Consider the following 25,849-nt stretch of genomic DNA (forward strand, 5'->3'; position numbering starts at 1 on the left):
ATCCTGCAGCTCCCGTCTCACTCATTCGTCACTCAGACTGGCCCGGTTTTTCGACCGGGCTTTTTTTATGGTCGAACGGCCGGCTTGTCTGAGCCTGCCGGAAGGAGCTTGCTGTGGCTGACCATTTCGACATTTCGCTGTTCGGCCTCTGGCCGCGCAATCCGCGCTATGAGGGCGGTCAACATTTCGATGGCGGGACGGCGCGCGCCGAGGCGGGTTACCATTTCATCGAGCCGAAGACGCGCCGCGGAGGCGGCGATGACGACATGCGGCTGCTGCTCAATGATCTGACCGCGGAGATGCGGGCGCAATATACTTTCTTCAAGCGACTGAGGATGCGGGCGGCAAAGCGCGCGAGCCAGAATGACGAGGCCGATCAGCGCGCCGAGGTGAAGGCGGCGACCGATGCGATCGCGCTGATCATCCGGACTTTGGAAAAGGCGGACGAGTTGCAGCGGCGGCTTGCCGCCGCACGCAAGGACGAGGAAGAGCGTCAACTGAATTTCAGGGATTACGATCATGCCAAAGCCCACTTCCTCGACCTCATCGAACAGCGGGCCGAGGAATTGGCGGAACGAAAGCTTGCCGGGCGCGAAACCGCTGCCGGAAGCTGATCCGTTTCATTATGCAGCCTTTCTTGCCAAGGACTGGCGGTTTCTGGCGCGGCCCGAGCAGTTGCCGCCTGCCGATGACTGGCGGACATGGCTCCTGATGGGCGGTCGCGGCTCGGGCAAGACCCGCGCAGGCGCCGAATGGGTGCATGAACTGGCGATTTCGGATGGCGCCCGCAGCGAGTTGCGGATTGCGCTGGTGGCGGAGACGCTGGGCGATGCGCGCGAGGTGATGATCGACGGCGTTTCCGGCATCTGCCGGGTGGCACGGCGGATGAAGCCGGATTTCGAGATCACCCGGCGCAGGCTCATCTGGCCGAACGGGGCGGTGGCGCATCTGTTTTCCTCGGAAGATCCGGAGGCCTTGCGCGGCCCGCAGTTTCACTATGCCTGGTGCGACGAACTGGCGAAGTGGCGTTATGGCGAGGAATGCTGGGACATGCTGCAGTTTGGACTGCGGCTCGGCGACGCACCCCGGCAGATGGTGACGACGACCCCGCGGGCGGTGCCGCTGTTGAAACAGCTGATGGCGGAGGACGACACGGTGCTGGCACGGATTGCGACTGCCGATAACCGCGCCAATCTGGCTCCGGGCTTCATCAAGGCGCTTTCGAACCGGTATGGCGGAACGCGGCTCGGGCGGCAGGAGCTTGACGGCGAACTGATCGAGGACCGCGAGGATGCGCTGTGGCGCCGCAGCGAACTGGAAACGATCGTGGCGCGGCGCGCCATGGCATCCGGACGGATCGTGGTGGCGGTCGATCCGCCGGCGGGGTCCGGGCGCAACTCGGTCTGCGGCATAGTGGTGGCGGGCGCGATGGAAAATGGCGGCGCCCTGGTGCTGGCCGATTGTTCTGTGGAAGGCGGGACGCCGGCGCAATGGGCGCGGGCGGTGGTCGAGGCCTATCGCCGTTTCGATGCCGACCGGGTGGTGGCGGAGATCAACCAGGGCGGCGACATGGTGACGGCGATGCTGAGGAGCGTGGACGAGCGCCTGCCGGTTGCCACCGTCAGGGCCAAGCGCGGCAAGTTTCTGCGCGCGGAGCCAGTTGCGGCACTCTATGAGCAGGGACGTGTGCGCCATGCCGGGCATTTCGCGCGGCTTGTCGACCAGATGTGCGATTTTGGCCCGGACGGACTTTCGGCGGGGCGCTCGCCCGACCGGCTGGATGCGCTGGTCTGGGCGCTGACCGCGCTGCTTCTGGAGGGCAACGGCATGCCGAGGGTCAGGGGCGTCTAGCCGGGCGCTGTGCGGCTTGCGCGTCACAATCGAGCGTGCTAGCCGGAGCCCGAACAGCGCAAGGGTCTCGGCATGATACGACACATTGTTTTCTTCTCTGTTCCCGAAGGGGGCGATGCGGATGCGATCGAGGCCGGACTTTCGATGCTGACGGAAAATCCGCATGCGACGGTGCTGGAAATCGGCCGCAATACGCGCACCGATCTCTATGACGCCCAGGTGGATTTCATCGTCTATGGTGAGTTCGAGGACGAAGCGGCGCTTGCGGCCTACCGGGCGCATCCGATCTACCAGAAGTCGACGGCGACGGTTCGCCCGCTTCGGGAAATGCGGATTGCGGCGGATTATGATGCCGACAAGGCGGTCAGGACGTCGCTGTTTGCGGGGTAGGTGTCAGGGCGGTTGGGCGTGATATCCGCGCGAGCCTGAGAACGCCGCCTGGACCCTCGGGTCAAGCCCGAGAGTGACGCCATCTGAAGGTGTTATCATTCGGTGGCGAAGCAGCACCAGAGGCTTAGAGGGTATGCGCAACCCCGGCATGTGTCATGCTCTTGCTCGACAGGAGCATCCAGGATGTGCGGGGAAACGACGCGATCCTTCGCAACCTGTATCTGTGGTTGCATAGCGTGATGGATAGATTTTTCGATCAGTTCAGCTCCGGCTTGCCGGGGCTTTTTTTGTTTTGAAAACAGAGAGGTGAGGCATGAAGATGCCGTTCCATCTGCCGGGCCGGCGGCCGGCGGGCGTGGTTTCCGCGTCTGAAAGAAAGGCGGCGCCGGCAATGCTTTCCGCGCTTCAGATCAGCGGCGAGGCGCGCTGGACCGGGCGGTCCTATGCATCGCTGTCGCGCGAGGGATTCATGAAGAACCCGGTGGCGCACCGCGCGATCCGGTTGATCGCCGAGGCGTCTGCGGCGATGCCGTGGCAGCTTTTCGAGAATGGCACGCTCATTACCGATCACCCGCTTCTGTCGCTGCTGAAGCGACCGAACGGGCGGATGAGCGGATCGGATTTCTTCGAGGCGCTTTACGGCCATCTGCTCCTGTCCGGCAATGCCTATGTCGAGCCGGTGTTGATCGGCGACGCTCTGCGCGAACTGCACCTGCTGCGACCCGACCGGGTGCGGGTGATCGAGGGGCGGGACGGCTGGCCGGAGGCTTATGAGTATCGCGCCGGGTCGCATGTCAGCCGCTATCCGGCCGAGGGCCTGACGGTGCTGCACATGCGGCTTTTTCATCCGCTTGATGATCACAGCGGACTTTCGCCCCTTGCCGCCGCGCAGATGGCGCTTGACCTGCACAATGCCTCGTCGGTCTGGAACAAGGCGCTCCTCGACAATTCGGCGCGTCCCTCGGGCGCACTGGTCTATCAGCCGAAGGATGGCGGGAACCTGACTGAAGAGCAGTATGAGCGGCTGAAGCAGGAGCTGGAGGAGGGCTATGCCGGCCCGGTGAAGGCAGGACGCCCGCTTCTGCTGGAAGGCGGGCTCGACTGGAAGGCGATGGGGCTCACGCCACGCGACATGGATTTCACCGAGGCCCGCAATGGGGCAGCGCGCGACATTGCGCTCGCCATCGGCGTGCCGCCGATGATGCTCGGGATTCCCGGCGACAACACCTATTCGAACTACCAGGAGGCGAACCGCGCCTTCTACCGTCTGACGGTGCTGCCGCTGATCGCGCGCACTTCTGCGGCTCTGACAAGCTGGCTGCAGCCGCTTTATGGCGAGGGTCTGCGGCTCGAGGCAGATCTCGACCAGGTGACGGCGCTTTCGGCCGAGCGCGACGCGCTCTGGGCCCGGATGGCGTCTGCCGATTTTCTTTCTGACGCCGAGAAGCGCGAGGCCGTTGGCTACTGACCCGCGAAGGCAATTTCCGAAGGAGTGGATATGGGAACCATGCTGGCCGACGAACTGAAATATGCCGACCTGTCGCTGACCGATCTTGCGGGCGATGGCTCGTTTTCGGGCTATGCGAGCCTCTTTGGCGAGATCGATCTCGGCAAGGACATGATCGAGCGCGGCGCGTTTTCGCGATCGCTGCAGAAGCGCGGCGCCGGCGGTGTGCGCATGCTGTTTCAGCATGATCCGTGCGAGCCGATCGGGGCTTGGACGAAGATCCGCGAGGACGGCCGCGGGCTTTATGTCGAGGGCGTGCTGTCGGCCGATGTGGCACGGGCCCGCGAGGTGCATGCGCTGATGAAGGCCGGAGGCCTGGATGGGCTTTCGATCGGGTTTCAGACGGTCAGGGCGCGCACCGATGCGAAATCCGGCGTGCGCCGGGTGCTGGAGGCGGACCTGTGGGAAATTTCGATCGTCACCTTTCCGATGCTGCCATCGGCGCGGATCGCCAATGTGAAGCAGGCAGGTGACATGTTTCCGACAATTCGAGAATTCGAGCGATGGCTGACGCGGGATGCCGGCCTCTCCCGAAAGGCGGCGCGCCGGCTTCTGGCCGGCGGCTATGAGGCGCTGATTGGCAGGCAAGATGCGGCCAGTGGCGCCGGTGGGACGGATGACGAGCGGCTTGTGACGCTGATGCAGCGGGCAAGCGCAATGATGGCGTCCCGACACTGATGAGAGTGCGGCGCCGGAGGGTGCTGCAATAAACGCAATGAACCGAGAGGACACGACCGTGACCAGGATTTTGATGAGGACCGCGCCCGAGATCAAGAGCGCGACGATCAACCAGGCTTTCGAGGACTTCATGTCGAGCTTCGAAGCCTTCAAGGAAGCCAATGACCGCCGGCTCGGCGAAATCGAGAGCAAGATGGGCGAGGACGCGGTGACACGCGACAAGGTCGAGCGCATCAACCGGGCGATGGACGCCCAGTCGCGGCTGATCGACGAGATTCAGCTGAAGAAGGCGCGTCCCTCGCTCGGTCGGGCAAACAGCCTTGCCGCAAGCGAGCACAAGGCAGCGTTTGAAAACTATATCCGCCGTGGCGACGAGCAGGGCCTGAGGGCGCTGGAAGCGAAGGCGATCTCGACCACGGAAAGCGATGGCGGCTATCTGGTGCCGGATGAAACCGATACCGAGATCGGCCGCCGGCTGACGGCGGTATCGCCGATCCGCAAGCTTGCGACAGTGCGCCAGGTTTCGGGGGCGGTGCTGAAGAAGCCGTTCATCGCATCGGGCTTCACCGCCGGCTGGGTGGGCGAGATCGCCGACCGCGACCAGACGGCGACGCCCGACATTTCCGAGCTGTCGTTTCCGACGATGGAACTCTACGCAATGCCGGCTGCAAGCGCGTCGCTTCTGGACGATGCTGCGGTTGATGTGGAGAGCTGGATTGCGAGCGAGATCGACATCGCCTTTGCCGAGCAGGAAAGCCACGCCTTCATCAACGGCAACAGCGCGACCATGCCCAAGGGGTTTCTGAGCTACACCAATGTGGCGGAGAATGCCTGGGAATGGGGCAAGATCGGCTATGTGGCGACCGGCGTCGACGGAGCGTTCAAGCCTGCCGATCCTTCCGACACGCTGATCGAGACGATCTATTCGCTGAAGGCAGCGCATCGCCAGAATGCGCATTTCGTCATGAACCGCAAGACGCAAGGACTGATCCGCAAGTTCAAGGACGATGACGGCAATTATCTCTGGCAGCCGCCGGCGGGCCTTGGTCAGTCCGCCTCCCTGATGGGTTTTCCGGTGACCGAAGCCGAGGACATGCCGGATATCGGCGTGGATGCAACGTCAATCGCATTCGGCGATTTCGCCGCCGGCTATCTGGTGGTCGACCGTACCGGCGTGCGGGTGCTGCGCGATCCCTATTCTGCCAAGCCTTATGTGCTGTTCTACACCACCAAGCGCGTTGGCGGCGGGGTGCAGAACTTCGAGGCGATCAAGCTGATCAAGTTCGGCGAGGCGTAAGGGCGGCTGCCTTCGAGGGGCGGGTTTTCTGGCCGATCCTGAGGTCAGATCCGAGGATGCCCCGAACGCAGAAACGTCTGTGACAAGACAGCCCCGGCGGTTGCGCCGGGGCTTTTTCGTGGCCGAAGGACATTTGACGATGAGCTATGCACTGATAACGCCGCCGGGCGAAGAGCCGGTTAGCCTCGATGAGGCCAAGATGTTCATGCGCCTCGATGGCAATGAAGAAGATGACGTCGTGACGGCTCTGATCGTTGCTGCCCGCGAATATCTGGAGAGCGTCACCGGGCTCTCGCTGGTGACGCAGACATGGCGGCTTTATCGCGACAGCTGGCCCCAGAGCGGGATGATTTCGCTGGCGCACGGGCCGGTGCAGGCTGTGACCAAGGTCACGGCCTATGATGGCGACGGCGAGGCGACCGAGGTGGCGCTTGACGCAGCGCGGCTCGACGGACGGGCGCGTCCGGCGCGGCTTTACCTGCCGGGCATGGGCGGATGGCGCGCGCGCACCAACGGCATCGAGGTCGACTTTATCGCAGGTTTCGGTGGGGCGGCGGCGGTGCCGGAGGTGGCGAAACAGGCGATCCTCAGACATGTGGCCCACATGTTCGTGTTTCGCGGTGCGGTTGGTCCCGATCAGCAGCCGGCAGGAGCGCCTGAAGGCTACGACCGGCTGGTTGCGCCGCTCAAGGCCTGGAGGCTCTGATGCGGACGTTCGATCCAGGCGCCTTTTCGGCGCGGTTGGAACTGCTGTCGCCGGTGATTGTGCGGGACGGGCAGGGCGGTGCGACGGAGACGTTTTCAACACGCGACGCGCTCTGGGCGCGGATCGAGCCGGTTTCGATTGCGCTCGACGAGGAAGCCAATGGCGAGGTGTTCCGGCTGACGCATGAAATCTGGATCCGAAAACGCGACGATCTAACGCCCGGCATGCGGTTTCGCCGCGGTGCGCGGATGTTCGCGATCAAGGGCTGGCGCGACCCCGACGAGAGCGGACGCTATCTCGTCTGCCGTTGTGAGGAGGTTGCGCCATGAGTTCTCAAGAGAACGCGCTCCTGGCCGCTATCCACGCTCTGCTTTCCGGGGATGGCGAACTGACGGGTCTGATCGGCCCGAACGCGATTTTCGACCGGCTGCTGCAGCGACCGCAGTTGCCGGCAATCGTTTTCGGCGACTGCGAAACCGTGGATCTCTCCACGGCGGACGGAAGGCTTTGCGAGCATTTTCTGACGCTCGAAATCTGGTCGGAGGCGCATGGGCGAAAGCTGGCGCAGGACATCGAGGCGCGGGTGAGGGCGGTGCTCGACGATGCGGCCCCTTCGCTCGACGGCGCTGTTCTGGTGAACCTCGCATATCGCTCGACCAGAGTGAAAAGGGTGGCGCGGACCGGCTATTTCCTCGCCGAAATGCGGTTTCGCGCGGTCACCGAACCGGTGTGATCTTTTGATTGAAAACGGAGAGTTCCATGACTGCCCAGAAAGGCAAGGACCTGCTTTTGAAGCTGCATAATGGCAGCGGCTACGAGACTGTCGCGGGCCTGCGCGCGCGCCGCCTCGCCTTTAATGCGGAGACGGTGGATATCACCGATTCCGAAAGCGCCGGCCGGTGGCGGGAATTGCTCGCCGGGGCGGGTGTCCAGCGCGCGTCGATGTCGGGCTCGGGGATATTCAAGGACCAGGCGTCCGATGAAACGGTGCGGGCGGCCTTCTTTGCGGGAGCGCTGGTGCAGGCGCAGATCGTGATCCCGGGTTTCGGTATGATCGCCGGTCCGTTCCAGATATCCGCACTCGAGTACTCCGGCCAGCACAATGGCGAGGTCCAGTTCGAGATCGCGCTGGAATCCGGCGGCGCGGTGAGCTTCGGGGCGATCGCATGATGCGGGCGCGCGCGAACCGGCATCGCGGAGAGGTGGAAGCGGTCTTTGATGGCGAGCGCCGGATCCTCTGCCTGACGCTTGGGGCCCTTGCAGAGCTCGAAACGGCATTTGCCGCCGATGGCCTCGGTGATCTCGGCGCTCGGCTTGCTTCTGGCAGGCTGAGGGCGCGCGATCTGATCGCCATCATCGGAGCGGGTCTCAGAGGCGGCGGAAACGCGATTGACGACGAGGAGGTTGCAGCGCTGGGGATCGAGGGGGGCATTGCCGCCTATGCCGGCCTCGTCGGCGAGCTTCTGACCGTCACCTTCACCGGAGGGGAAGCGCCGCGAAAGGCGGACCCTTCGTAGCCGCAGCGGCAGAGCCGGCACCTCCCGTCGCCGACCCGTTCCCCTGGCGGGCGGCGATCCATACCGGTCTCTGCACGCTGCGGCTTTCACCCGAGGTTTTCTGGGCACTGTCGCCGATGGAGTTTGCGGCGATGGCCGGGGCGCTTTCTCCGGCGGAAGCCTATCCGAGCCGGGCAACGCTCGATGAGCTTTTGATCCGTTTTCCCGACAATTGAGAGGGTTTCATGGACATTGAAGAGACAAATCTGGAGCGCGCACGTGAAGGCGCGGGCGCCCTGCATGATGTGCTGGTCGATCTGGAGACGCAATCCGACAGGTTTTCCCATGCGCTGACGGGTGCGTTGAAGGATGCCACCATCGGCGGAAAGGGCTTGCAGACCGTTCTTGGCGATTTAGGCCGGCGGTTGAATGACCTGGCGCTGAATGCGGCGCTGAAACCCCTCGAAGGCGTGATCTCCAGCCAGCTCGGCTCTTTGACGGAAGGGCTGGTGCGCGTCGTTGCGCATGCCAAGGGCGGTGTGCCAGGCCGGGTCACGCCATTCGCCTCGGGCGGGATCGTTTCGACGCCGACCTATTTCGGCATGAATGGCGGGCTGGGACTGATGGGCGAAGCGGGAAGCGAGGCGATCCTGCCGCTCAGGCGCGGTCCAGATGGCGCGCTTGGCGTTGCTGCAGGCGGCGGTGGCGGCGGCGCGCGGATCGTCTTCAACGTGTCCACCCCCGACGCGGAGAGCTTCCGCAAGAGCGAGGGGCAGATATCGGCCATGCTGGCGCGGACGGTGCGTTCCGGCCAGCGCAATATCTGAGGAGGCGGAGATGAGCGCGAGTTTTCATGAGGTGCGATTTCCGCTCAGGCTTTCGCTGTCCGTCAGCGGCGGTCCTGTCCGGCGCACCGACATCGTCAACCTTTCCAACGGTCATGAGGCCAGAAACCAGCGCTGGCGCGATTCCCGCCGGTCCTATGACGCGGGGTCGGCGCTGAGATCGGTCTCCGATCTTTACGAGTTGATGGGCTTCTTCGAGGCGCGCGGCGGGCAGCTCTACGGTTTCCGGTTTCGAGATCCCGTCGATTTCAAGTCCTGCGGTCCGCTTTCGCAGCCCGACGCCGGCGACCAGTGGATCGGAACCGGCGACGGTGCGGCGAACCAATTTCAGTTGATCAAGACCTACGGCGACAGCGCAGCATCTCTCGCCCGCGCGATCACCAAGCCGGTTGCCGAAAGCGTGAAGGTTTCCGTGAACGGGAACGAGGTGAGCGGCTTCTCGGTCGACCGCACGACCGGGCTGGTGACGCTTGCGAGCCCTCCGCCAAGCGGGGCGTCGGTGTTTGCCGGCTACGAATTCGACGTGCCGGTGCGGTTTGATATCGACCGCATCGACATCAACATGAAGACGTTCAACGCCGGTAGCGTGCCATCGATACCGCTGGTGGAGGTGAAGCCGTGAGGGAAATAGAAACGGGGCTGAAGGCGCATCTGGAAGGCGACGCAACCACCGTCTGTTCCTGCTGGCGGGTTGTGCTGAAGGATGGGACGGTTTTGGGGTTCACCGAACACGACCACGACCTTGCATTCGCCGAGACGACATTTCTGGCAGCGAGCGGTTTTACGGCATCCAATGTCGAGATGGAGGAAGGGCTTGCTGCGAACACGAGCGAGTTGGCGGGTGGCTTTTCCAGCGGGGCGATCACGGAGGAAGCACTTTCTGCGGGGCGCTATGATGGAGCAAGGGTCGAGGCCTATCTGGTGAACTGGCGTGATCCCTCGCAGCACCAGCGCATGCATGTTCACGAAATCGGTGAAGTGACGCGCGAGGGCGGGGGATTTACGGCGGAACTCAGGTCCGTTTCACATCGTCTCTCCCAACCGCAGGGACGCAGCTTTTCGCGGCGCTGCGATGCCGCGCTTGGCGACCGCCGGTGTGGCGTCGATATGACCGCCGCCGGGCTCACCGCCACCGGGACGATCGCGGCGGTAAGCAGTAACACCCAGTTGACGGTTTCGTTGAGCGGGGAATTCGCCAGAGGCTTCTTCACCTTCGGCGTTCTCACCTTCGAAACGGGCCCGCTTTCAGGGCTGAGGGTGGATATCGAAAACAATCACGGGGCCGCTGCGGCGATGAGCATTGAGCTTTGGCTTCCGCTGGAATCCATGCCGGCGCCGGGCGATGCGATCAGGCTGACGGCAGGCTGCGACAAGTCCTTTTCCGCCTGCCGGGAGAAATTCGGAAATCATCTCAACTTCCGCGGCTTTCCCCATGTGCCGGGCGCCGACTTTGCGTATTCCTACGTGAACGGCGAAAGCGAGCATGACGGACGGGCAATCTACAAATGACCGGACCTGGCGAAGACGCGGTCGCAGCCGCGGAGCGCTGGCTGGGCACGCCCTATCGTCACCAGGCGAGCGAGATGGGCGTCGGCTGCGATTGCCTTGGGCTGATCCGCGGCGTCTGGCAGACGCTTTATGGCAGCGCCCCTGAGGCACCTTCGCCTTACGCGGCCGATTGGGCGGAACGTTGCGGCGAGGAGCGCCTTCTGGCGGCGGCGCTTCGCTATTGCGGGCCAGCGATCGAGCCGAGTGCGATGCGGCCCGGCGATATTCTTCTCTTTCGCTGGCGCGCGCAGTTTGCCGCCAAACATGCAGGCATACTGAGCGATGCCGACCATTTCATTCACGCTTACGAGCAGGCAGGGGTGATCCGCTCCGCTCTTGTACCGGCCTGGCGGCGCAAGATCGCCGGCGTTTTCCGTTTTCCTGACCGAGATTGAGGTTTCCCGATGGCGACTATCGTGTTTCAGGCTGCCGGTGCCGTGTTCGGCGGTCTCTTGGGGCCGTTCGGCGCCGTTGCCGGCAGAGCGATCGGCGCGCTTGCCGGCAATGCGCTCGACGGCGTGCTCTTTTCAGGCGGGCAGAAGGTCAAGGGCGGACACCTTTCGAGTGCCCGGATCGGCGGGGCCGAAGAGGGGGGCGCCATTCCGCGGGTCTACGGAACCGCAAGGATCGGCGGCACGCTGATCTGGGCAACCCGCTTCGAAGAGGAAGTGACGGAGGAGCGCGCCGGCGGCAAGGCATCGGGTTCTTCGGTGGAGAGCTTCGCCTATTTCGGCAATTTCGCCTTTGGCATCTGCGAGGGCCCCGTTGCCGCGATCCGCCGCGTGTGGGCCGACGGCCGCGAACTCGATCTCGAAAACATCGGGATGCGGTTTTATCAAGGCTCCGACAATCAACTGCCGGATCCGCTGATCGAGGCCAAGCAGGGCGTTGGCCGTGCACCGGCCTATCGAGGCCTGTGCTATGTCGTCTTCGAGCGCTTGCCACTGGACGGCTTCGGCAACAGGATTCCGCTCTTTCAATTCGAAGTGCTGAAACCGACCGGCGCGCTCGAAAGCCAGATACGGGCGATGGCGATCATTCCCGGCGCAACCGAGCACGGACTGTGCCCGTTTCCCGTGACAGAGGCTCTCGGCAGCGGGCAGCAGCGCATCATCAACCGGAATACCCTGACGCGGGCGACGGACTGGGAGGCCTCTATCGACGAACTGATGGCGCTTTGCCCCAATCTGGAACGGGTCGCCCTGGTCGTGGCTTGGTTCGGCACGGATTTGCGGGCGGGCCACTGCCGGATCGTCCCCGGTGTGGAAACGCCCTTCCGAAAAGAGGAAAGCACGCCGTGGCGGGTCTCTGGCTTCGACCGGGGGTATGCTCATATCGTTTCATCGCATGACGGCGGCCCGGCCTATGGTGGAACGCCGAATGATGCCGGACTGATTGCAGCGATCCGCGATTTGAAGGCGCGCGGTCTCGCCGTCTATATCTATCCGTTCCTGATGATGGATGTGCCGGCTGGCAACGGTCTGCCGGATCCGCATGGCGGCGCCGAGCAGGCGCGCTATCCGTGGCGCGGGCGGATCACCTGCCATCCGGCCGCAGGCCAGCCGGGAACCACTGATCGCAGCGCTTCTGCCCGCAGCCAGGTTGATGCTTTCCTCGGCGATGCCGTTTCCGCGCAGTTCACGAGAGTTGGCGGCCGGGTGAATTTTGCCGGCGACGATACCGGCTATCGCCGTTTCATCCTGCACTGTGCCCATGTGGCGGATGCCGCTGGTGGCGTCGACGGCTTCATCATCGGTTCCGAAATGAAGGGCATGACGTCCATTCGCGACGAAAATGATGACTTTCCATTCGTGGAGGGGCTGATTGCGCTTGCGACTGATGTGCGCGCCATATTAGGCGTGCGCGCACATGTGACCTACGCCGCCGATTGGAGCGAATATTTCGGATATCATCCGGATGATGGCAGCGGGGACGTTTATTTCAATCTCGATCCGCTCTGGGCGCATCACAATATCGCGGCCGTCAGTATCGACAATTACATGCCGATTTCGGACTGGCGCGACAGTGACCTTGGTACGGAAAACCCGGATGGTTTCAAGGTCGCAAACGATCCTGCCGCGCTTATGGGCCAGATCACATCCGGCGAAGGGTTTGACTGGTACTATGCAAATGCTGCCGATCGGTCGGCGCGCGTGCGCACCCCGATCACCGACGGACTTGCCGGAAAGCCATGGATCTATCGCTACAAGGATATCGAGAACTGGTGGCGCAACCCTCACTACAACCGGGTCGGCGGCATCGAATCGGCAACGCCGTCGCCCTGGTCACCGATGTCCAAGCCGGTGTGGTTTTCCGAACTCGGCTGCGGCGCTGTCGACAAGGGGGCAGGGCAGCCCAATGTGTTTGCGGATCCGAAGTCTGCAGAATCGGCCTATCCCTATTTTTCGTCGGGAGAAAGGTCGGATAGCGAGCAGCGCCGGTTTCTGGAGGCCCAGCTCGCCCGGTCGGAAACGGCCGAAACGCCGGTCGACCCCGGTCACGTGTTCCTGTGGTGCTGGGATGCAAGGCCTTATCCGGCCTTCCCTCGGAACACCGCACTCTGGAGCGACGGTGCGAACTGGCATACGGGCCATTGGTTGAATGGCCGGTTGGGGGCATCGACCCTTGCCGACACGGTGCGTGCGCTTTTGCTGGATCACGGCTTCGACGCGTGCGATGTGCGCATGCTTAATGGTGACCTGACGGGCTATCAGCAGGCTGACATCGACAGCGCGCGAAACCTGCTGGAGCCGCTTCTTTCTCTTTATTCAGCCGATGTCATCGAACGCGAGGGAGAGCTTCATTTCCGTTCGCGCCTGCAGGCAAGCCTGCCGCCGACTCTGATCGACGTGACGGCGGAGCGAGAGGATGCAGGCGCCTTCCGGGAGCTGCGCAGCCATGAGAGCGATCTCGCGGGAGAGGCGGTGGTTTCCTATTTTGACCCGGCGATCGATTATGAGCAGGCGAGCGTGCGATCGAGCCGAATCGTCGCCGCAAACAATCGTGTTCTGCGATACGGCTTGCCGACCGTGGTGGGCGAAACGACGGCGCTTTCGCTGGCGGGACAAATGCTGCGCGAGAACCGGGTTGGGCAGCGCACGGTGTCGATCGATCTCTCACCGCAGACGAGGGCGCTCGAAATCGGGGACGTCTTCACCGTCGATGGCGGCCCGGCAGGACGCTTCATCATTTCACGCGTCGAGCTTGGGGAGGCCCTCACGGTGGAGGCGCGTTCGTTTGCACCGATGGTGGGCGCTTCCTTGCCGCTTGCGGCCGCTGCGCGCGCGAACACGGGCGGGACAGACGGTTTTGCGCCTCGGGTCTTGCTACTCGATCTTCCTCGCGACGGGAACGCAGACGCGGAGCGGTTTGCGCGCGTCGCGGTGTTCGCACGGCCATGGCGCCGCGTGTTCGTTTCCTCGTCGGCGACGGCGGAAGGGTATACGGCCAATGTGATCGTGGAACGCCCTGCGGGGACGGCGCGTCTGGCAGAAGCGCTCTCATCCGGAGTGAGCGGGCGCTTTGATTTTGGCGCAGATCTGGTCATCGATCTCGATTTCGGCGGGCTTTCCTCGGCCTCGAGGGAGGCGGTGCTCAGCGGGGCAAACCGGATCTGCTTGCGCGCGCAGAACGGCGTCTTCGAAATCATCGGCTTCTTGAACGCAAGCGAGACTGCGCCAGGTCGCTGGCGGCTGAGCGGGCTGCTGCGAGGGCTTCATGGCACGGAGGATGCGATGTGGGCGGGAAGTGAAACCGGCGCCGATGCGGTCGTCCTCGGCGATGCCGTAATACCTCTCGGGCTCGACGCGCGGCATGTCGGACTTTCCCGCAACTACATGGTGGAGCAGGCCTACGGCCAGAAAGACCCGCATGCGCCTTACGCCTTCGCGGGTGGGTTGAGGGCGCAAACCCCGCTTTCTCCCGTTCATCTTCGTGCACGAAGGCTTGGCTCAGGCGATGTGCGCTTTGACTGGGTACGCCGCTCCAGGCTTGACGCGGACGACTGGGCGGCCGCTGAGATCCCGCTGGACGAGGACAGCGAACGCTATCTCGTGGAAGTGTTCGACGGGGCGTTGCTGGTGCGAAGCTTCGAGGTTTCCGAGCCCAATCTGAACTATCCCGAAAGCTCCCAGGTGAGTGACTTCGGAGCCCCTGCAACCGCGATGACGGTGAGGCTCCGCCAAATGGGCCGCAAGGTGCCGCATGGCATTCCGGTCCAGAAAGAATTCCTCCTCCCATATTGAAACGAAAGGATGACGCTATGGATGACGCGAAGAAGTGGTATCTTTCCAAGACTGTCTGGGGCGCGTTGCTGGCCGTCGCCGCTCCGCTTCTGCAGCTTGCCGGCATCTATCTCGATGAAGGTATGCAGACCGAACTGGCCGCCTCGATCACAACCATCGCCGGCGCTGCGGGCGGGGTTCTGGCGCTGATTGGACGAATTTCGGCAAGGTCGGCGCTGACGCGCTGAGATATATGACCGTCCGAAGTTCTGTCTTTGGGCGGCCATACGAAAGCAGACGAAAACCTGATGAGACGCAATTCTGTGGGGCTATTCATTTGCAGTTCAGCCGCATATCCTTATGAGGATTGATGGATGGAAACAGTAAGGGCGAAGAAGAAGGTTTGATGTCTTTGAACCGTATATACATTCTGGCGTTGGCTGGGCTGATGCTCGGCGCCCACGGCGTGCCTGCGATGGCCGCCGACTGTGCTGCCGCTGCAAGGCAGGTCGCCGCAAGCACTGGCGGCGACTTGCTTTCGGCCGTTCCCGCGCCGGACGGTTCGAATTCATGCATGGTGACGGTAATCGTGCCTGCAAATGACGGGCAGCCGCCTCGCAAGATTACCCGCCGCGTGCCGGCAAGCTGACAGAATCGGGCCGGTGGCTCACAGAGCGGACGACTGCAATGCGAATTCTCCTGATCGAAGATGATGAAAACCTGAACCGTCAGCTTGCCCAGATGTTGCGGGATGCGGACTATGTGGTCGACTGCGCCCATGATGGCGAGGAGGGCCATTTCCTGGGCGAGACCGAGCCATATGACGCGGTCATTCTCGATATTGGCCTCCCGCAAATGGATGGCGTGACCGTTCTCGACAAGTGGCGCCAGGCCGGACGCAATATGCCCGTTCTCATCCTGACAGCGCGCGACCGTTGGAGCGACAAGGTGGCTGGCATCGACGCCGGCGCTGATGACTATGTGACCAAACCCTTCCATATCGAAGAAGTCATGGCGCGCATCAGGGCGCTGATCCGCCGTGCAGCAGGCCATGCGACAGCGACGATCAGTTGCGGACCGATCGAACTCGACGTGAAGGGGTCGAAAGCCACAGTCAACGGTGAACTTCTGCGCCTGACCTCGCACGAGTACCGCCTTCTGTCCTATCTGATGCATCATCAGGGCGAGGTCGTTTCAAGGACCGAGCTTACCGAGCATCTCTATGATCAGGATTTCGATCGCGACTCGAACACGATCGAGGTTTTTGTAGGCCGGTTGCGCAAGAAGATCGGGGCTGACTGGATCGAGACGATTCGCGGCCTCGGCTACCGTATGCAGGCGCCTTGATGCGGCTCTGGAAGTCCCTCACGCTGCGTTCGCTGGCGGTGACGACCCTTTGGTTCGTCATCGCCTTGCTGGTGATTGCGGTGGTGATTTCGGCGCTTTATCGCAATGCGGCTGAACGTGGCTTCAGGCAGCTGCTTCAGGCCGAAATGTTCAATGTCATCAACTCGGTTTCGATCGACGACAAGGGTGAGCTCAAGGGCGCGCCACAGCTTGGAAACCTCAACTACCAGCAGCCCCAGACCGGCTGGTACTGGATCGTCGATCCACTCTACGACAAGTCGAAGTCGCCTCTGAAATCGCCGTCGCTCGGAGCACTCGATCTGCCTGTGACGCCTGAAAGCGAAGTGCCTTATGGCGGCGACTATCGCCGAACCTATATCGTTCGCGACGATCACGACAATGATGTTTCCGTCATCGAAACCGTGGTCGTGATGGACGAGAATGATCGTGCAACGCGGATCAGGGTTTCAGGCAACCGCGATGCGGTGGACAGTGATGTGCGCTGGTTTTCCCGCAGGCTATATCTTGCGCTCGCGCTGTTCGGCATCGCGAGCATCCTGCTGAATGGACTGATCATTCTCTGGGCGCTACGCCCGCTTGACCGTGCAAGGGTCGCCCTCAGCCAGATTTCCGACAAGGGTGATGGTGAGATGCGCGGCCAGTTTCCTGTCGAAATTCAGCCTCTCGCCGACGAGATCAACGCACTTCTTTCCAACAACCGTGCGATCGTCGAACGCGCTCGCATGCAGGTCGGCAACCTCGCCCATTCCCTTAAGACGCCAATCGCCGTGCTCTTGAACGAGGCGCAGGGCATGAGCGAAAAGGAAGGCAAGCTTATCGCATCGCAGGTCGTGATGATGCAGTCTCAGGTTCAGGCCTATCTCAACAGGGCGAGAATCGCGGCCCAGACCGAATCGGTCCTGACCCGTTGTGAAGCCGAGCCTGTGCTGGAGCGGCTGGTGCGGGTGATGCGCAGACTTAATCCGGAAACATCTTTCGATTTCTCGTGTGAAAACGGGCTTGTTCTTGCGACGGAGCAACATGATCTGGAAGAAGTCGTTGGCAATCTTCTGGAAAATGCTGCCCGTTTTGCGGATTACGAAGTCAAGGTCAGCGCCCGCCGGTTGACGGACGCGTTGACCCAAGGAGACTGGGCAGAGATCACGGTTGAAGACGACGGCCCCGGGCTGACGCCGGAAGAGATCCAGCGTGCGATGAAACGTGGTCACAGGCTCGACGAAAGCGGGGCTGGCTCCGGCTTGGGATTGTCAATCGTCGACGACATCGTCCAGGCCTATGGTGGGCGTTTTGAGCTGACGGGCCTCGAGCATTCCGGTCTGCATGCGAAAGTTGTTTTGCCTGCCAAGAATAGAAAATAGTTTTGTTTCAGGGTAGATAAAGCGAATTATGGCCACAATCGGTACTTAGCCCAAGCTGGACGCAGGTCGCCGCAGGGCGGCTTCGATGTTCATGATTCTGATTCTTCTTCATTGACCATAATCATAACGGCGGACCATCTCGTGATTAGAAAATGGCATGTGATTGCTCTTGTTTCCATCATCTCGGGCTGCTCCACGACCGGTGGCGTTCCAACCCTCTCATCCCCAATTCCCGCTCAGCAGTCGACACCGCAGGCAGCTGCGCTCGGGGGCGGTCTGGTGCAGAGAAGCGGCGCCTCTTTGTCGGCCTTTGATCAGGCGAACGCCTTGCAGGCCGAGCAGTATGCACTTGCGGCAGCTCCGGCGGGAGAAGCCGTAGACTGGCAGGGCAAGAATGCCCGTGGCAGCGTGACCGCAGCGAGCCCCTATCAGGTCGGTGATCAGAACTGTCGTCAGTATACGCAGCGCATCCTTGCTGGCGGATCGGAGTATGTCGGACGCGGCGCGGCCTGTCGGGATGCCGGCGGCTCCTGGAGCCTTCTCAACTGAACTGCCGGATCCGGCTTTCATGCGGCGTTTTGTGGCAGGCGAATGGCATGGTGCTCTGAAGTGTTGGAATTTCTCCAGCGGTAACGTACGAAGAGCGCATGATGTTTGTGACCGCCGCCATTTTATTGACTGTTCTTGTCGCCTTCGCGGTGTCATTGCCGCTCTTGCGGCGCAGACAACGTGCAGACGCGGGTGGGCAGGGGGTAGATCCGGTCTACCGCGCCCAGCTTCGCGAGATCGAGCACGAGCATGAACTCGGCACACTGGACGATGTGGCCTACGGCGCAGCGCGCGCTGAGATCGGGCGGCGCCTGATCGCCGCGGAGGCGCTGCGCAAGACGGCGGGAGAACGTCATGCGGACGGCCTGTCGCGCCATCCATGGGCTTTAGCGGTTGGCGTTTTGGCCGTTCTTGCTGCTGCCGGATCGCTGTACATGCTTATTGGTACGCCCGGCGCGACAGATCTTCCGTTGTCTGCCCGACTGAATGCCCCTGAACCGGAGCTTGCCGTGCTGATTGCGCAGGTGGAGCGCCATCTTGCGCAAAATCCCGACGACGTTGATGGGTGGGATGTAATCGCGCCTGTCTATCTCCGCGACAACAGGCTGCAGCCGGCGCGTGACGCCTACGAGAACGCGATCAGAACCGGCGGTCCCAGCGTGGAGCGGTTGATGGGGCTTGGCCAGACACTCGTTGCCTTGAATGCAGGTGTCGTGGATGGGCAAGCCTCGGCGGTATTCCGGCAGCTAGAGGCGCTTTCGCCAGGCAATCTCGATGCCCGCTTCTATCTTGCCCTCGCCGATGAACAGGCGGGCGACCATCGGGTTGCGCTCGATCGGTTCGTCGCCCTTCAGGAGGCGTTGCCGGAAAATGCGGGAGGGCGCGAGGTCGTCATGAAGCACATCACCTTCAACCGAAGCCGGCTTGACGAAGCGCAGGGTATCGGCCCGAGCGAGCAGGATATCGAAGCCGCCGCATCGCTATCAAGGGAACAGCGTGCGGAGATGATCGAGGGCATGGTGCAAGGGCTTGCGATGCGTCTGAACGATGAGCCGGATGACGTTGATGGGTGGATGCGCCTGATCCGGTCATATGCCGTGCTGGGCGACACTGACGCGGCGAAGGCTGCGGTCGATGAAGCCTTGGCCTTCTTCGGCAAGGGCACCGCGAAAGCGGGGCAAATCGAAGCTCTGGCCGCCGAACTTTCTCTTTCTGGAAGCCGATCATGACGCGGAAGCAAAAAAGGCTGGCCGTCATCGGCGGCGGCGTGGCGGTCATCGCGCTTGCGGTCATTCTCGTGCTCTTTGCATTGAGCAGGAGCGTCTCCTATTTCTTCATGCCTTCTGATTTCAATACGGCCACTATCGGGCCTGATACCCGTATCAGACTGGGCGGTCTCGTCGAGGAAGGGTCGGTCGAGCGGAACAAGGGGACTGATGTCAAGTTTGCCGTCACCGACGGAAGTGCCTCGGTGACGGTGGTCTACAGCGGCATTCTTCCAGACCTGTTTCGTGAAGGCCAGGGTGTTGTCACAGAAGGCAGGATGGGCGCGGACGGGGTTTTTGTCGCCGAAACGGTGCTCGCCAAGCATGATGAAAATTACATGCCCAAGGAAGTGGCTGATCGTCTGAAAGCAGAAGGGGTCTGGGAAGGGGAGGACGGAGGCAAGCCATGACTGTCGAACTTGGACTCTATGCGCTGATCCTCGCACTCGCCGTCTCACTGCTGACGGCGACGCTGCCGTTGCTCGGCGCAAGGCGCAACGATCTTGCGCTCATGGGTATTGCCCGCAGCGGGACATTGGCTCTCTTCGCGCTTGTGGCGTTCGCCTTTGCCATTCTGATCAGAAGCTATCTTCTGTCCGACTTTTCGGTTCGAAATGTCTGGGAGAATTCCCATTCGCTGATGCCGCTGATCTACAAGTTTTCCGGCACGTGGGGCAATCACGAAGGCTCCATGTTGCTATGGTTGCTGATCCTATCGTTCTTCAGCGCGCTGGTGGCGGCATTCGGGCGGAACCTGCCCGAGCAGCTGCGTGCCAATGTTCTTTCCGTCCAGGCGCTGATCGCCAGCGCGTTCCTTCTTTTCATCCTTCTGACGTCGAACCCTTTCGACCGGATCTTTCCGGCGCCGGCAGAGGGGCGGGAACTCAATCCAATCCTTCAGGATATCGGTCTCGCCATTCACCCGCCGCTACTTTATCTCGGCTATGTGGGTTTTTCCGTTTGTTTCTCCTTTGCCGTGGCTGCCCTCATGAGTGGTCGCATCGACTCGGCCTGGGCTCTCTGGGTGCGCCCCTGGGCTCTCCTTGCCTGGGTTTTCCTGACCGCAGGCATAGCGATGGGCTCCTACTGGGCCTATTACGAGCTTGGCTGGGGCGGCTGGTGGTTCTGGGATCCGGTTGAAAACGCATCCTTCATGCCGTGGCTAGCAGGGACGGCGTTGCTGCATTCGGCGCTTGTCATGGAAAAGCGGGAGGCGCTCAAGATCTGGACCGTCCTTCTTTCGATCCTTACCTTTTCGCTGTCCCTTCTCGGAACCTTTCTCGTCCGCTCGGGCGTTTTGACCTCCGTACACGCCTTTGCGACCGATCCGACCCGCGGGATCTTCATTTTGGCGATCCTTGCCTTTTTCATCGGCGGCGCGCTGGTGCTGTTCGCCTGGCGCGTGCCGCTCCTGAAAGCGGGCGGCCTGTTTTCACCGATCTCGCGTGAAGGGGCGCTGGTCTTCAACAACCTCATCTTGACGGTTGCGACGGGAACCGTGCTGATCGGTACGCTCTATCCGCTCCTGCTGGAGACGCTTACGGGCGAAAAGATTTCGGTCGGGCCGCCCTTCTTCAACCTCACCTTTGGCCTTTTGATGATACCGCTGTTGCTGGCGGTGCCATTTGGTCCGATGCTTTCTTGGAAGAGGGGAGATATGAAGGCTGCATCGGAGCGCCTGTTTGTCGCTGCCGTTCTGGCGCTGATCTTTGCCGCTGCCTTCTTCTATTTCCATAGCGGGGGTCCGGTTCTGGCGATTGCGGGCATTGCGATCGCCTTCTGGCTGATATTTGGCGCCATAGCGGATATCTGGGCGCGCGCCGGTTTTCTGCGCATGCCGTTTGCCAGAGCATGGCCGCGTTTCACCGGCCTGCCGCGCTCGGCTTTTGGCGCAGCGCTTGCACATCTCGGGCTGGGCGTGAGCGTACTTGGCATCATGGCCGTGTCGCTCTACGAAACCGAAACCGTACTCGAAATGTCACCGGGTGAAACGGTTGTGCTCAGCGGTTACACGGTCCGGTTCGACGGAACCCAAGAGGTGCGTGGTCCGAATTACATCGACGATCAGGGCGGGTTCTCGATCAAGCGGGGAGAGGGCGACTGGATTGCGCAAACGCAGTCGGCAAAGCGTGTTTACGTCTCCAGCAACATGCCGACGACCGAGGCCGGCATCATCACATTCGGGCTGAGCCAACTTTACATTTCGCTTGGCGATCCGCGCGATGATGGCTCCTGGGTCGTGCGGGTTTGGTGGAAGCCGTTCATCCTTTGCATCTGGCTCGGTTGCGTGTCGATGGCAGCTGGCGGCGCGCTTTCGCTTTCCGACCGGCGTTTGCGGGTTGGCGTTCCCACCCGCAGCCGCAGGCCTATGCCTTCGGCACCCCGCGTGGAGGCAGCGGAGTGATGCGCGCCGTGCTTTCGCTTCTGGTTCTGCTGTTGCCGTTCGCTGCCGCTGCGGTGGAACCGGACGAGATGCTTGCCGATCCTTCGCTGGAGGCGCGCGCGCGCGAAATTTCCAGCGAGTTGCGCTGCATGGTTTGCCAGAACCAGTCGATAGACGATTCGAACGCCGATCTTGCCCGCGATCTGCGCCTTCTCGTGCGCAACCGGCTGTCTGCGGGTGATAGCAATGCGGAAGTGATCGACTATGTCGTTTCCAGATATGGCGAGTTCGTCCTGCTGAGACCGCGTCTTTCGATGCGGACCTATCTTCTCTGGGGCGCTCCTATCCTTCTGATCGTGCTCGGCGTGTGCGGTCTCTGGGTGCTTTCCCGGTCGCGCGGAAATACGGAAAAGCCGCTTACGCAGGAAGAAGAAGAGCGGCTCGAACGGCTTCTTTCCGATGGCAAAGACCATTAACAATCCGTCATTTAGCGGAAAGAGCGCTGTAAGGTACGGTCTTTTAAGCTCCCCTCTATTCGATTTGACTACCCTCAACCATCGACCCTAGAGGATACCCCATGTTCCATCAGTCCACCGGACCGAATAAGTACAGGTCACTTCTGAAAGCCTCTGTCGCTGCTGGTTTTGCCGCTGCGCTGTTTACTGCCAGCGTTCCGCTGACAGCGACGGAAGCGCTTGCTGACCCGGTTCATGTTCAGGCGCCCGAGATTCCGGGCTTTGCAGACGTCGTGGAAGCTGTGTCGCCGGCGGTCGTGTCTGTCGTCGTCGAAAGCAATGTCCAGCCAGTGGCGCAGCAGGATGGCAGCTTCGGCTTCGGTTTCGGTGGACGCGGATTCGACAACCTTCCCGATGACCACCCCCTCAAGCGTTTCTTCAAGGATTTCGGCGCTCCGAATGAGCCGGCTCCCCCTCCGCAGGCCCGCAAGGGTGGCCCGCGTCCTGTTGCTCAGGGATCGGGCTTCTTCGTATCCGAAGACGGCTACCTCGTCACCAACAACCACGTTGTTCGCGAAGGCGACGCATTCTCGGTGCGCATGGACGATGGCACTGAATACGATGCCAAGCTGATCGGAACCGACCCGCGGACAGATCTGGCCGTCCTGAAGGTCGATGCCGACCGCGAGTTCACCTATGTGAAATTTGCCGATGATTCCAATCTGCGTGTCGGCGACTGGGTCGTCGCAGTCGGCAATCCGTTTGGCCTCGGCGGTACTGTGACCTCGGGCATCGTTTCGGCGCTCGGCCGCGATATCTCTTCTGGTCCCTATGACGACTATATTCAGGTCGATGCTGCCGTGAACCACGGCAATTCGGGTGGCCCGACGTTCGATCTGAGTGGAGAGGTCGTTGGCGTCAACACCGCGATCTTCTCGCCGTCTGGCGGCAATGTCGGTATCGCCTTTGCAATTCCGTCGCATCTCGCCCAGGACGTGGTCACGGATCTCATTCAGGATGGCGCCGTCGAGCGCGGCTGGCTCGGCGTCCGCATTCAGCCGGTCACCGAAGATATTGCCGAATCGATCGGTCTCGCAAAGCCGGAAGGCGCGCTCATTTCCGAGCCGACCAACGATAGCCCCGGAGCAAAGGCCGGCCTCAAGCAGGGCGATGTCATCACCGCCGTGAACGGCGACGTGATCGAGGACGCGCGTTCACTCTCCCGCATGATCGGCATGATGGAGCCTGGCCAGACCGTTGATCTGTCTGTCTGGCGCGACGGCAAGTCGCAGACCATCGAGGTAAAGCTCGGCGAGTTCCCGGCTGATGAAGACATCGCGTCTGCAGAAGGTACGGGCGGGCCTGTCGAAAGCTCTCTTATGAAGCAGCTTGGCTTTGAAGTCCGTCCCGCCGATGACGGCAAGGGCGTGACCGTCACGGCTGTTGACCCTGACTCGGCCGCCGCCACGAAGGGTCTGACGGAAGGTCAGAAGATCCTGAGCGTCAACAACCAGGAGGTCAGCTCCGCCGAGGACATCCTCAAGCAGGTGAAGGACGCCGCCGATAAGGGTCGCAAACAGGCGCTGTTCCAGGTCGAGACCGAGAATGGCAACATGTTCACCGCCCTGCCGACGGAAACCGAAACCGAGGACGCCGGCTAATTCCGCCCGGCATTCAGGAGGCGCATGCGCAAGCATGCGCTTCTCTGGCTTCGAGGAGATCCCCAATGCTTTCGCACGTGCCGTCAGAGCCTGCTTGTCACGCGGATGCCAATGGCGATATGGTCGCCGCCATGCGCGTTCTTGTAATCGAAGATGACCTCGAGGCTGCGGCCTACCTGACCAAGGCTTTTCGCGAGTCCGGGATTTCCTGCGAACATGCGGGCGATGGCGAAAGCGGTTTGTTCATGGCGAGCGAGAACGAGTATGACGTTTTGATCGTCGACCGCATGTTGCCGCGCCGCGACGGACTTTCGGTGATTTCGGCGCTGCGCGCCCGCTCGATCAACACGCCTGTCCTGATTCTCTCGGCTCTGGGGCAGGTGGATGACAGGGTCACGGGCCTGAGGGCCGGAGGTGACGACTATTTGCCGAAGCCCTATGCATTCAGTGAGCTTCTTGCACGGGTGGAAGTGTTGGGTCGGCGCAAGGGTGCGCCTGATCAGGATGTGCTCTACAAGGTCGGCGATCTTGAGCTTGATCGCCTGTCGCATGAAGTGCGCCGAGCCGGCCGCGAGATCACGCTTCAGCCGCGCGAATACCGGCTGCTTGAATATCTGATGAAAAATGCCGGCCAGGTGGTGACGCGAACCATGCTTCTGGAAAATGTCTGGGATTATCACTTCGATCCACAGACGAATGTCATCGACGTCCACGTGTCGAGGCTGCGCGCGAAGATCGAGAAGGACTTCGACAAGCCGCTGCTCAAGACCATCCGCGGTTCCGGCTACATGATCAAGCACGATGGTTAGCGTTTAGCGGATGAAGGGACGGCTGAGGCTTCTTTTGAAATCGACGGCGGTTCGGCTTTCAGCGGTCTATATCCTGCTGTTCGGCCTCTGCGCGGCGGTCATGGTTTTCTATGTTACCACCGTCTCGGAGAAACTCGTTGAGCGCCAGATGGAACAGTCGCTCCATCACGAGATCGCGCAGCTTGACCAGGCTTTCGAAAAGGGCGGGATCAGGCTGCTGTTTAACATGATCGAGCGGCGCGCCCGCCAGCCCGGCGCCAACCTCTATGTCATCGCCAGCCCGCAAGGCGAAATCCTGGCAAGCAATGTCGCCTCGCTGCAGCCTGGAATACTCGAAGAAACCGGCTGGCTGGACAAGCCGTTTCGCTATGAGGGCTTTGCCGAAACCAACGGCGGCGACCGCTTCAGCCATGCCATCGGTTATGTGATCGAACTCGACAATGGCATGAAGCTGCTGATCGGACGGGATCTTGGCGACCCTCAACGGCTCCATAAGATCGTCCGTCAGGCTTTGCTGCTTGCGCTTTTGATCATGGGCGTGGGGGCGCTCGTGATCTGGTTTGCCATCGGTCGCAATGCACTCAACCGCATCGACCGCATGTCTGCTGCCAGTAGCAAGATCATGGCCGGCGATCTGTCTCAGCGCCTGCCGGTTGCCGGTTCCGGCGACGAATTCGACCGCCTGTCCAATTCGCTCAATCTCATGCTCGATCGCATCGTCAGGCTGAACGAGGGATTGCGTCAGGTCTCCGACAATATCGCGCACGATCTCAAGACGCCGCTCACGCGCCTCCGCAACAAGGCTGCCGATGCTGCTGCTGCCGAGGATCCGGAAGAGCGTCGCGCATCGCTTGAGGGCATCATTGCTGAATCCGATCAGCTGATCCGCACCTTCAATGCGCTGCTGATGATCTCGCGGGTCGAGGCGGGCGCCGTGGCGGCGGAAATGTCCCCACTCAATCTGTCTGCCATTGTCGAGGACAGCGCGGAACTTTACGGACCTGTGGCAGAGGAGGCGGGCATGGTTCTCGATGTCGAGAACGAACCGGACCTTTTCGTCCACGGCAATCGCGAACTGATCGGCCAGGCGCTTTTCAACCTCCTCGACAACGCCATCAAATATGCTTCCGACAAGGAGGACCAACCGCGCATCTTTCTTTCGCTCAAACGCGAGGGAAGCGACGTGGTGGTCACGGTCGCCGACAATGGACCAGGCATTCCCGCCAACCGGATGGATGACGTGAAACAGCGGTTTTTCCGGCTGGATGAAAGCCGTTCGAAGCCCGGAACCGGGCTTGGCCTTTCCATGGTCGAGGCCGTTACCGATATGCATGGCGGCACTTTCGTCCTCGCCGAGGCGGAGAACCATGTTCCCGGATACAGCGGCCTTGCCGCCCTTCTTCGTTTTCCGCTCGCCAGCAACCGCAAGCGTTGAGCAGCTTTTGCTGCCGCCTCTTCGA

Annotated in this window: 28 protein-coding genes and 1 pseudogene; all 29 read left to right on the forward strand. The window is 61.8% G+C overall.

Annotation, left to right across the window (positions count from 1 at the left end; translation table 11 throughout):
- Positions 1-113: 113 nt before the first annotated feature.
- The 29 genes and pseudogenes from HPQ62_RS06550 (at position 114) to HPQ62_RS06690 (ending at position 25,824) form a co-directional block, all read left to right on the forward strand.
- Positions 114-614 carry a hypothetical protein gene (locus HPQ62_RS06550; RefSeq protein WP_174801718.1) on the forward strand — a complete coding sequence of 167 codons (501 nt, stop codon included), beginning with the start codon at positions 114-116 and terminating at the stop codon, positions 612-614.
- A complete protein-coding gene (locus tag HPQ62_RS06555) occupies positions 520-1,851 on the forward strand; it encodes a DNA-packaging protein (RefSeq protein WP_425312599.1) in 1,332 nt (443 codons plus the stop codon). The genes HPQ62_RS06550 and HPQ62_RS06555 overlap by 95 nt, the downstream gene beginning before the upstream one ends.
- A 72-nt stretch (positions 1,852-1,923) precedes the next feature.
- Positions 1,924-2,241, forward strand: coding sequence for a Dabb family protein (locus HPQ62_RS06560; protein WP_174801719.1), 318 nt, complete (start codon positions 1,924-1,926; stop codon positions 2,239-2,241).
- Positions 2,242-2,554: 313 nt separating this feature from the next.
- Positions 2,555-3,709: a phage portal protein gene (locus HPQ62_RS06565; RefSeq protein ID WP_174801720.1), complete on the forward strand. Its 1,155-nt coding sequence runs from the start codon at positions 2,555-2,557 to the stop codon at positions 3,707-3,709.
- 30 nt (positions 3,710-3,739) lie between these two features.
- Positions 3,740-4,426 carry an HK97 family phage prohead protease gene (locus tag HPQ62_RS06570; RefSeq protein WP_174801721.1) on the forward strand — a complete coding sequence of 229 codons (687 nt, stop codon included), beginning with the start codon at positions 3,740-3,742 and terminating at the stop codon, positions 4,424-4,426.
- 73 nt (positions 4,427-4,499) lie between these two features.
- Positions 4,500-5,723, forward strand: a complete 1,224-nt coding sequence (locus HPQ62_RS06575) for a phage major capsid protein (RefSeq protein WP_174801949.1) — start codon at positions 4,500-4,502, stop codon at positions 5,721-5,723.
- 139 nt (positions 5,724-5,862) lie between these two features.
- Positions 5,863-6,429, forward strand: a complete 567-nt coding sequence (locus HPQ62_RS06580; protein WP_174801722.1) for a head-tail connector protein — start codon at positions 5,863-5,865, stop codon at positions 6,427-6,429.
- A complete protein-coding gene (locus tag HPQ62_RS06585; RefSeq protein ID WP_174801723.1) occupies positions 6,429-6,758 on the forward strand; it encodes a phage head closure protein in 330 nt (109 codons plus the stop codon). The genes HPQ62_RS06580 and HPQ62_RS06585 overlap by 1 nt, the downstream gene beginning before the upstream one ends.
- Positions 6,755-7,162 (forward strand): DUF3168 domain-containing protein, encoded by a 408-nt coding sequence (locus tag HPQ62_RS06590; protein WP_174801724.1) that lies wholly within the window; start codon positions 6,755-6,757, stop codon positions 7,160-7,162. Before HPQ62_RS06585 ends, HPQ62_RS06590 begins: the two co-directional genes overlap by 4 nt.
- A 26-nt stretch (positions 7,163-7,188) precedes the next feature.
- On the forward strand, positions 7,189-7,599 hold the full coding sequence (locus HPQ62_RS06595) for a phage major tail protein, TP901-1 family (RefSeq protein ID WP_174801725.1): 411 nt from the start codon (positions 7,189-7,191) through the stop codon (positions 7,597-7,599).
- Positions 7,596-7,946: a gene transfer agent family protein gene (locus tag HPQ62_RS06600; protein WP_174801726.1), complete on the forward strand. Its 351-nt coding sequence runs from the start codon at positions 7,596-7,598 to the stop codon at positions 7,944-7,946. The genes HPQ62_RS06595 and HPQ62_RS06600 overlap by 4 nt, the downstream gene beginning before the upstream one ends.
- Before the next feature lie 47 nt (positions 7,947-7,993).
- Positions 7,994-8,161 (forward strand): annotated as a pseudogene (locus tag HPQ62_RS06605) (rcc01693 family protein); the annotation flags it as partial.
- A 9-nt stretch (positions 8,162-8,170) separates the two neighbouring features.
- A complete protein-coding gene (locus HPQ62_RS06610) occupies positions 8,171-8,752 on the forward strand; it encodes a phage tail tape measure protein (RefSeq protein ID WP_174801727.1) in 582 nt (193 codons plus the stop codon).
- 10 nt (positions 8,753-8,762) lie between these two features.
- On the forward strand, positions 8,763-9,392 hold the full coding sequence (locus HPQ62_RS06615; RefSeq protein ID WP_174801728.1) for a DUF2460 domain-containing protein: 630 nt from the start codon (positions 8,763-8,765) through the stop codon (positions 9,390-9,392).
- Positions 9,389-10,279, forward strand: a complete 891-nt coding sequence (locus HPQ62_RS06620) for a baseplate hub domain-containing protein (protein ID WP_174801729.1) — start codon at positions 9,389-9,391, stop codon at positions 10,277-10,279. Before HPQ62_RS06615 ends, HPQ62_RS06620 begins: the two co-directional genes overlap by 4 nt.
- Complete coding sequence (locus HPQ62_RS06625) at positions 10,276-10,713, forward strand: NlpC/P60 family protein (RefSeq protein ID WP_174801730.1); 438 nt, start codon at positions 10,276-10,278, stop codon at positions 10,711-10,713. The genes HPQ62_RS06620 and HPQ62_RS06625 overlap by 4 nt, the downstream gene beginning before the upstream one ends.
- 9 nt (positions 10,714-10,722) lie before the next feature.
- Positions 10,723-14,562 carry a baseplate multidomain protein megatron gene (locus HPQ62_RS06630; protein WP_174801731.1) on the forward strand — a complete coding sequence of 1,280 codons (3,840 nt, stop codon included), beginning with the start codon at positions 10,723-10,725 and terminating at the stop codon, positions 14,560-14,562.
- 17 nt (positions 14,563-14,579) lie between these two features.
- A complete protein-coding gene (locus HPQ62_RS06635; protein WP_174801732.1) occupies positions 14,580-14,789 on the forward strand; it encodes a hypothetical protein in 210 nt (69 codons plus the stop codon).
- 158 nt (positions 14,790-14,947) lie between these two features.
- On the forward strand, positions 14,948-15,190 hold the full coding sequence (locus HPQ62_RS06640) for a hypothetical protein (RefSeq protein WP_174801733.1): 243 nt from the start codon (positions 14,948-14,950) through the stop codon (positions 15,188-15,190).
- A 38-nt stretch (positions 15,191-15,228) separates the two neighbouring features.
- The gene (locus HPQ62_RS06645; RefSeq protein WP_174801734.1) at positions 15,229-15,888 is read left to right on the forward strand and encodes a response regulator transcription factor; all 660 of its coding nucleotides are present in this window, start codon (positions 15,229-15,231) and stop codon (positions 15,886-15,888) included.
- The gene (locus HPQ62_RS06650) at positions 15,888-17,267 is read left to right on the forward strand and encodes a sensor histidine kinase (RefSeq protein WP_174801735.1); all 1,380 of its coding nucleotides are present in this window, start codon (positions 15,888-15,890) and stop codon (positions 17,265-17,267) included. The genes HPQ62_RS06645 and HPQ62_RS06650 overlap by 1 nt, the downstream gene beginning before the upstream one ends.
- Positions 17,268-17,594: 327 nt before the next feature.
- A complete protein-coding gene (locus HPQ62_RS21035; RefSeq protein ID WP_244629582.1) occupies positions 17,595-17,816 on the forward strand; it encodes a hypothetical protein in 222 nt (73 codons plus the stop codon).
- A gap of 98 nt (positions 17,817-17,914) precedes the next feature.
- Entirely contained in the window at positions 17,915-19,045 is a 1,131-nt protein-coding gene (gene ccmI / locus HPQ62_RS06660; RefSeq protein WP_174801737.1) for a c-type cytochrome biogenesis protein CcmI, read from the forward strand.
- Complete coding sequence (ccmE, locus tag HPQ62_RS06665) at positions 19,042-19,491, forward strand: cytochrome c maturation protein CcmE (RefSeq protein ID WP_174801738.1); 450 nt, start codon at positions 19,042-19,044, stop codon at positions 19,489-19,491. The genes ccmI and ccmE overlap by 4 nt, the downstream gene beginning before the upstream one ends.
- Positions 19,488-21,485 (forward strand): heme lyase CcmF/NrfE family subunit, encoded by a 1,998-nt coding sequence (locus HPQ62_RS06670; protein WP_174801739.1) that lies wholly within the window; start codon positions 19,488-19,490, stop codon positions 21,483-21,485. Before ccmE ends, HPQ62_RS06670 begins: the two co-directional genes overlap by 4 nt.
- Positions 21,485-21,940, forward strand: a complete 456-nt coding sequence (locus tag HPQ62_RS06675; RefSeq protein ID WP_174801740.1) for a cytochrome c-type biogenesis protein — start codon at positions 21,485-21,487, stop codon at positions 21,938-21,940. Before HPQ62_RS06670 ends, HPQ62_RS06675 begins: the two co-directional genes overlap by 1 nt.
- Positions 21,941-22,041: 101 nt before the next feature.
- The gene (locus HPQ62_RS06680; protein ID WP_174801741.1) at positions 22,042-23,580 is read left to right on the forward strand and encodes a Do family serine endopeptidase; all 1,539 of its coding nucleotides are present in this window, start codon (positions 22,042-22,044) and stop codon (positions 23,578-23,580) included.
- A 119-nt stretch (positions 23,581-23,699) separates the two neighbouring features.
- Positions 23,700-24,389, forward strand: a complete 690-nt coding sequence (locus tag HPQ62_RS06685) for a response regulator transcription factor (protein WP_174801951.1) — start codon at positions 23,700-23,702, stop codon at positions 24,387-24,389.
- Positions 24,390-24,399: 10 nt separating this feature from the next.
- Positions 24,400-25,824: a sensor histidine kinase gene (locus HPQ62_RS06690; protein WP_174801742.1), complete on the forward strand. Its 1,425-nt coding sequence runs from the start codon at positions 24,400-24,402 to the stop codon at positions 25,822-25,824.
- Positions 25,825-25,849 lie beyond the last annotated feature (25 nt).

It is taken from the genome of Martelella limonii, from assembly GCF_013344475.1.
Taxonomy (GTDB): domain Bacteria; phylum Pseudomonadota; class Alphaproteobacteria; order Rhizobiales; family Rhizobiaceae; genus Martelella; species Martelella limonii.

Bases quoted from the DNA above. Each gene is read 5' to 3' on its own strand.
- ccmE (WP_174801738.1), top strand. From the start codon at position 19,042: ATGACGCGGAAGCAAAAAAGGCTGGCCGTCATCGGCGGCGGCGTGGCG.
- HPQ62_RS06575 (WP_174801949.1), top strand. From the start codon at position 4,500: ATGAGGACCGCGCCCGAGATCAAGAGCGCGACGATCAACCAGGCTTTC.
- HPQ62_RS06600 (WP_174801726.1), top strand. From the start codon at position 7,596: ATGATGCGGGCGCGCGCGAACCGGCATCGCGGAGAGGTGGAAGCGGTC.
- HPQ62_RS06615 (WP_174801728.1), top strand. From the start codon at position 8,763: ATGAGCGCGAGTTTTCATGAGGTGCGATTTCCGCTCAGGCTTTCGCTG.
- HPQ62_RS06585 (WP_174801723.1), top strand. From the start codon at position 6,429: ATGCGGACGTTCGATCCAGGCGCCTTTTCGGCGCGGTTGGAACTGCTG.
- HPQ62_RS06685 (WP_174801951.1), top strand. From the start codon at position 23,700: ATGGTCGCCGCCATGCGCGTTCTTGTAATCGAAGATGACCTCGAGGCT.
- HPQ62_RS06670 (WP_174801739.1), top strand. From the start codon at position 19,488: ATGACTGTCGAACTTGGACTCTATGCGCTGATCCTCGCACTCGCCGTC.
- HPQ62_RS06570 (WP_174801721.1), top strand. From the start codon at position 3,740: ATGGGAACCATGCTGGCCGACGAACTGAAATATGCCGACCTGTCGCTG.
- HPQ62_RS06650 (WP_174801735.1), top strand. From the start codon at position 15,888: ATGCGGCTCTGGAAGTCCCTCACGCTGCGTTCGCTGGCGGTGACGACC.
- HPQ62_RS06625 (WP_174801730.1), top strand. From the start codon at position 10,276: ATGACCGGACCTGGCGAAGACGCGGTCGCAGCCGCGGAGCGCTGGCTG.
- HPQ62_RS06580 (WP_174801722.1), top strand. From the start codon at position 5,863: ATGAGCTATGCACTGATAACGCCGCCGGGCGAAGAGCCGGTTAGCCTC.
- HPQ62_RS06630 (WP_174801731.1), top strand. From the start codon at position 10,723: ATGGCGACTATCGTGTTTCAGGCTGCCGGTGCCGTGTTCGGCGGTCTC.
- HPQ62_RS06590 (WP_174801724.1), top strand. From the start codon at position 6,755: ATGAGTTCTCAAGAGAACGCGCTCCTGGCCGCTATCCACGCTCTGCTT.
- HPQ62_RS06635 (WP_174801732.1), top strand. From the start codon at position 14,580: ATGGATGACGCGAAGAAGTGGTATCTTTCCAAGACTGTCTGGGGCGCG.
- HPQ62_RS06560 (WP_174801719.1), top strand. From the start codon at position 1,924: ATGATACGACACATTGTTTTCTTCTCTGTTCCCGAAGGGGGCGATGCG.
- HPQ62_RS06645 (WP_174801734.1), top strand. From the start codon at position 15,229: ATGCGAATTCTCCTGATCGAAGATGATGAAAACCTGAACCGTCAGCTT.
- HPQ62_RS06675 (WP_174801740.1), top strand. From the start codon at position 21,485: ATGCGCGCCGTGCTTTCGCTTCTGGTTCTGCTGTTGCCGTTCGCTGCC.
- HPQ62_RS06565 (WP_174801720.1), top strand. From the start codon at position 2,555: ATGAAGATGCCGTTCCATCTGCCGGGCCGGCGGCCGGCGGGCGTGGTT.
- HPQ62_RS06610 (WP_174801727.1), top strand. From the start codon at position 8,171: ATGGACATTGAAGAGACAAATCTGGAGCGCGCACGTGAAGGCGCGGGC.
- HPQ62_RS06690 (WP_174801742.1), top strand. From the start codon at position 24,400: ATGAAGGGACGGCTGAGGCTTCTTTTGAAATCGACGGCGGTTCGGCTT.
- HPQ62_RS06555 (WP_425312599.1), top strand. From the start codon at position 520: ATGCCAAAGCCCACTTCCTCGACCTCATCGAACAGCGGGCCGAGGAAT.
- HPQ62_RS06680 (WP_174801741.1), top strand. From the start codon at position 22,042: ATGTTCCATCAGTCCACCGGACCGAATAAGTACAGGTCACTTCTGAAA.
- HPQ62_RS06640 (WP_174801733.1), top strand. From the start codon at position 14,948: ATGTCTTTGAACCGTATATACATTCTGGCGTTGGCTGGGCTGATGCTC.
- ccmI (WP_174801737.1), top strand. From the start codon at position 17,915: ATGATGTTTGTGACCGCCGCCATTTTATTGACTGTTCTTGTCGCCTTC.
- HPQ62_RS06595 (WP_174801725.1), top strand. From the start codon at position 7,189: ATGACTGCCCAGAAAGGCAAGGACCTGCTTTTGAAGCTGCATAATGGC.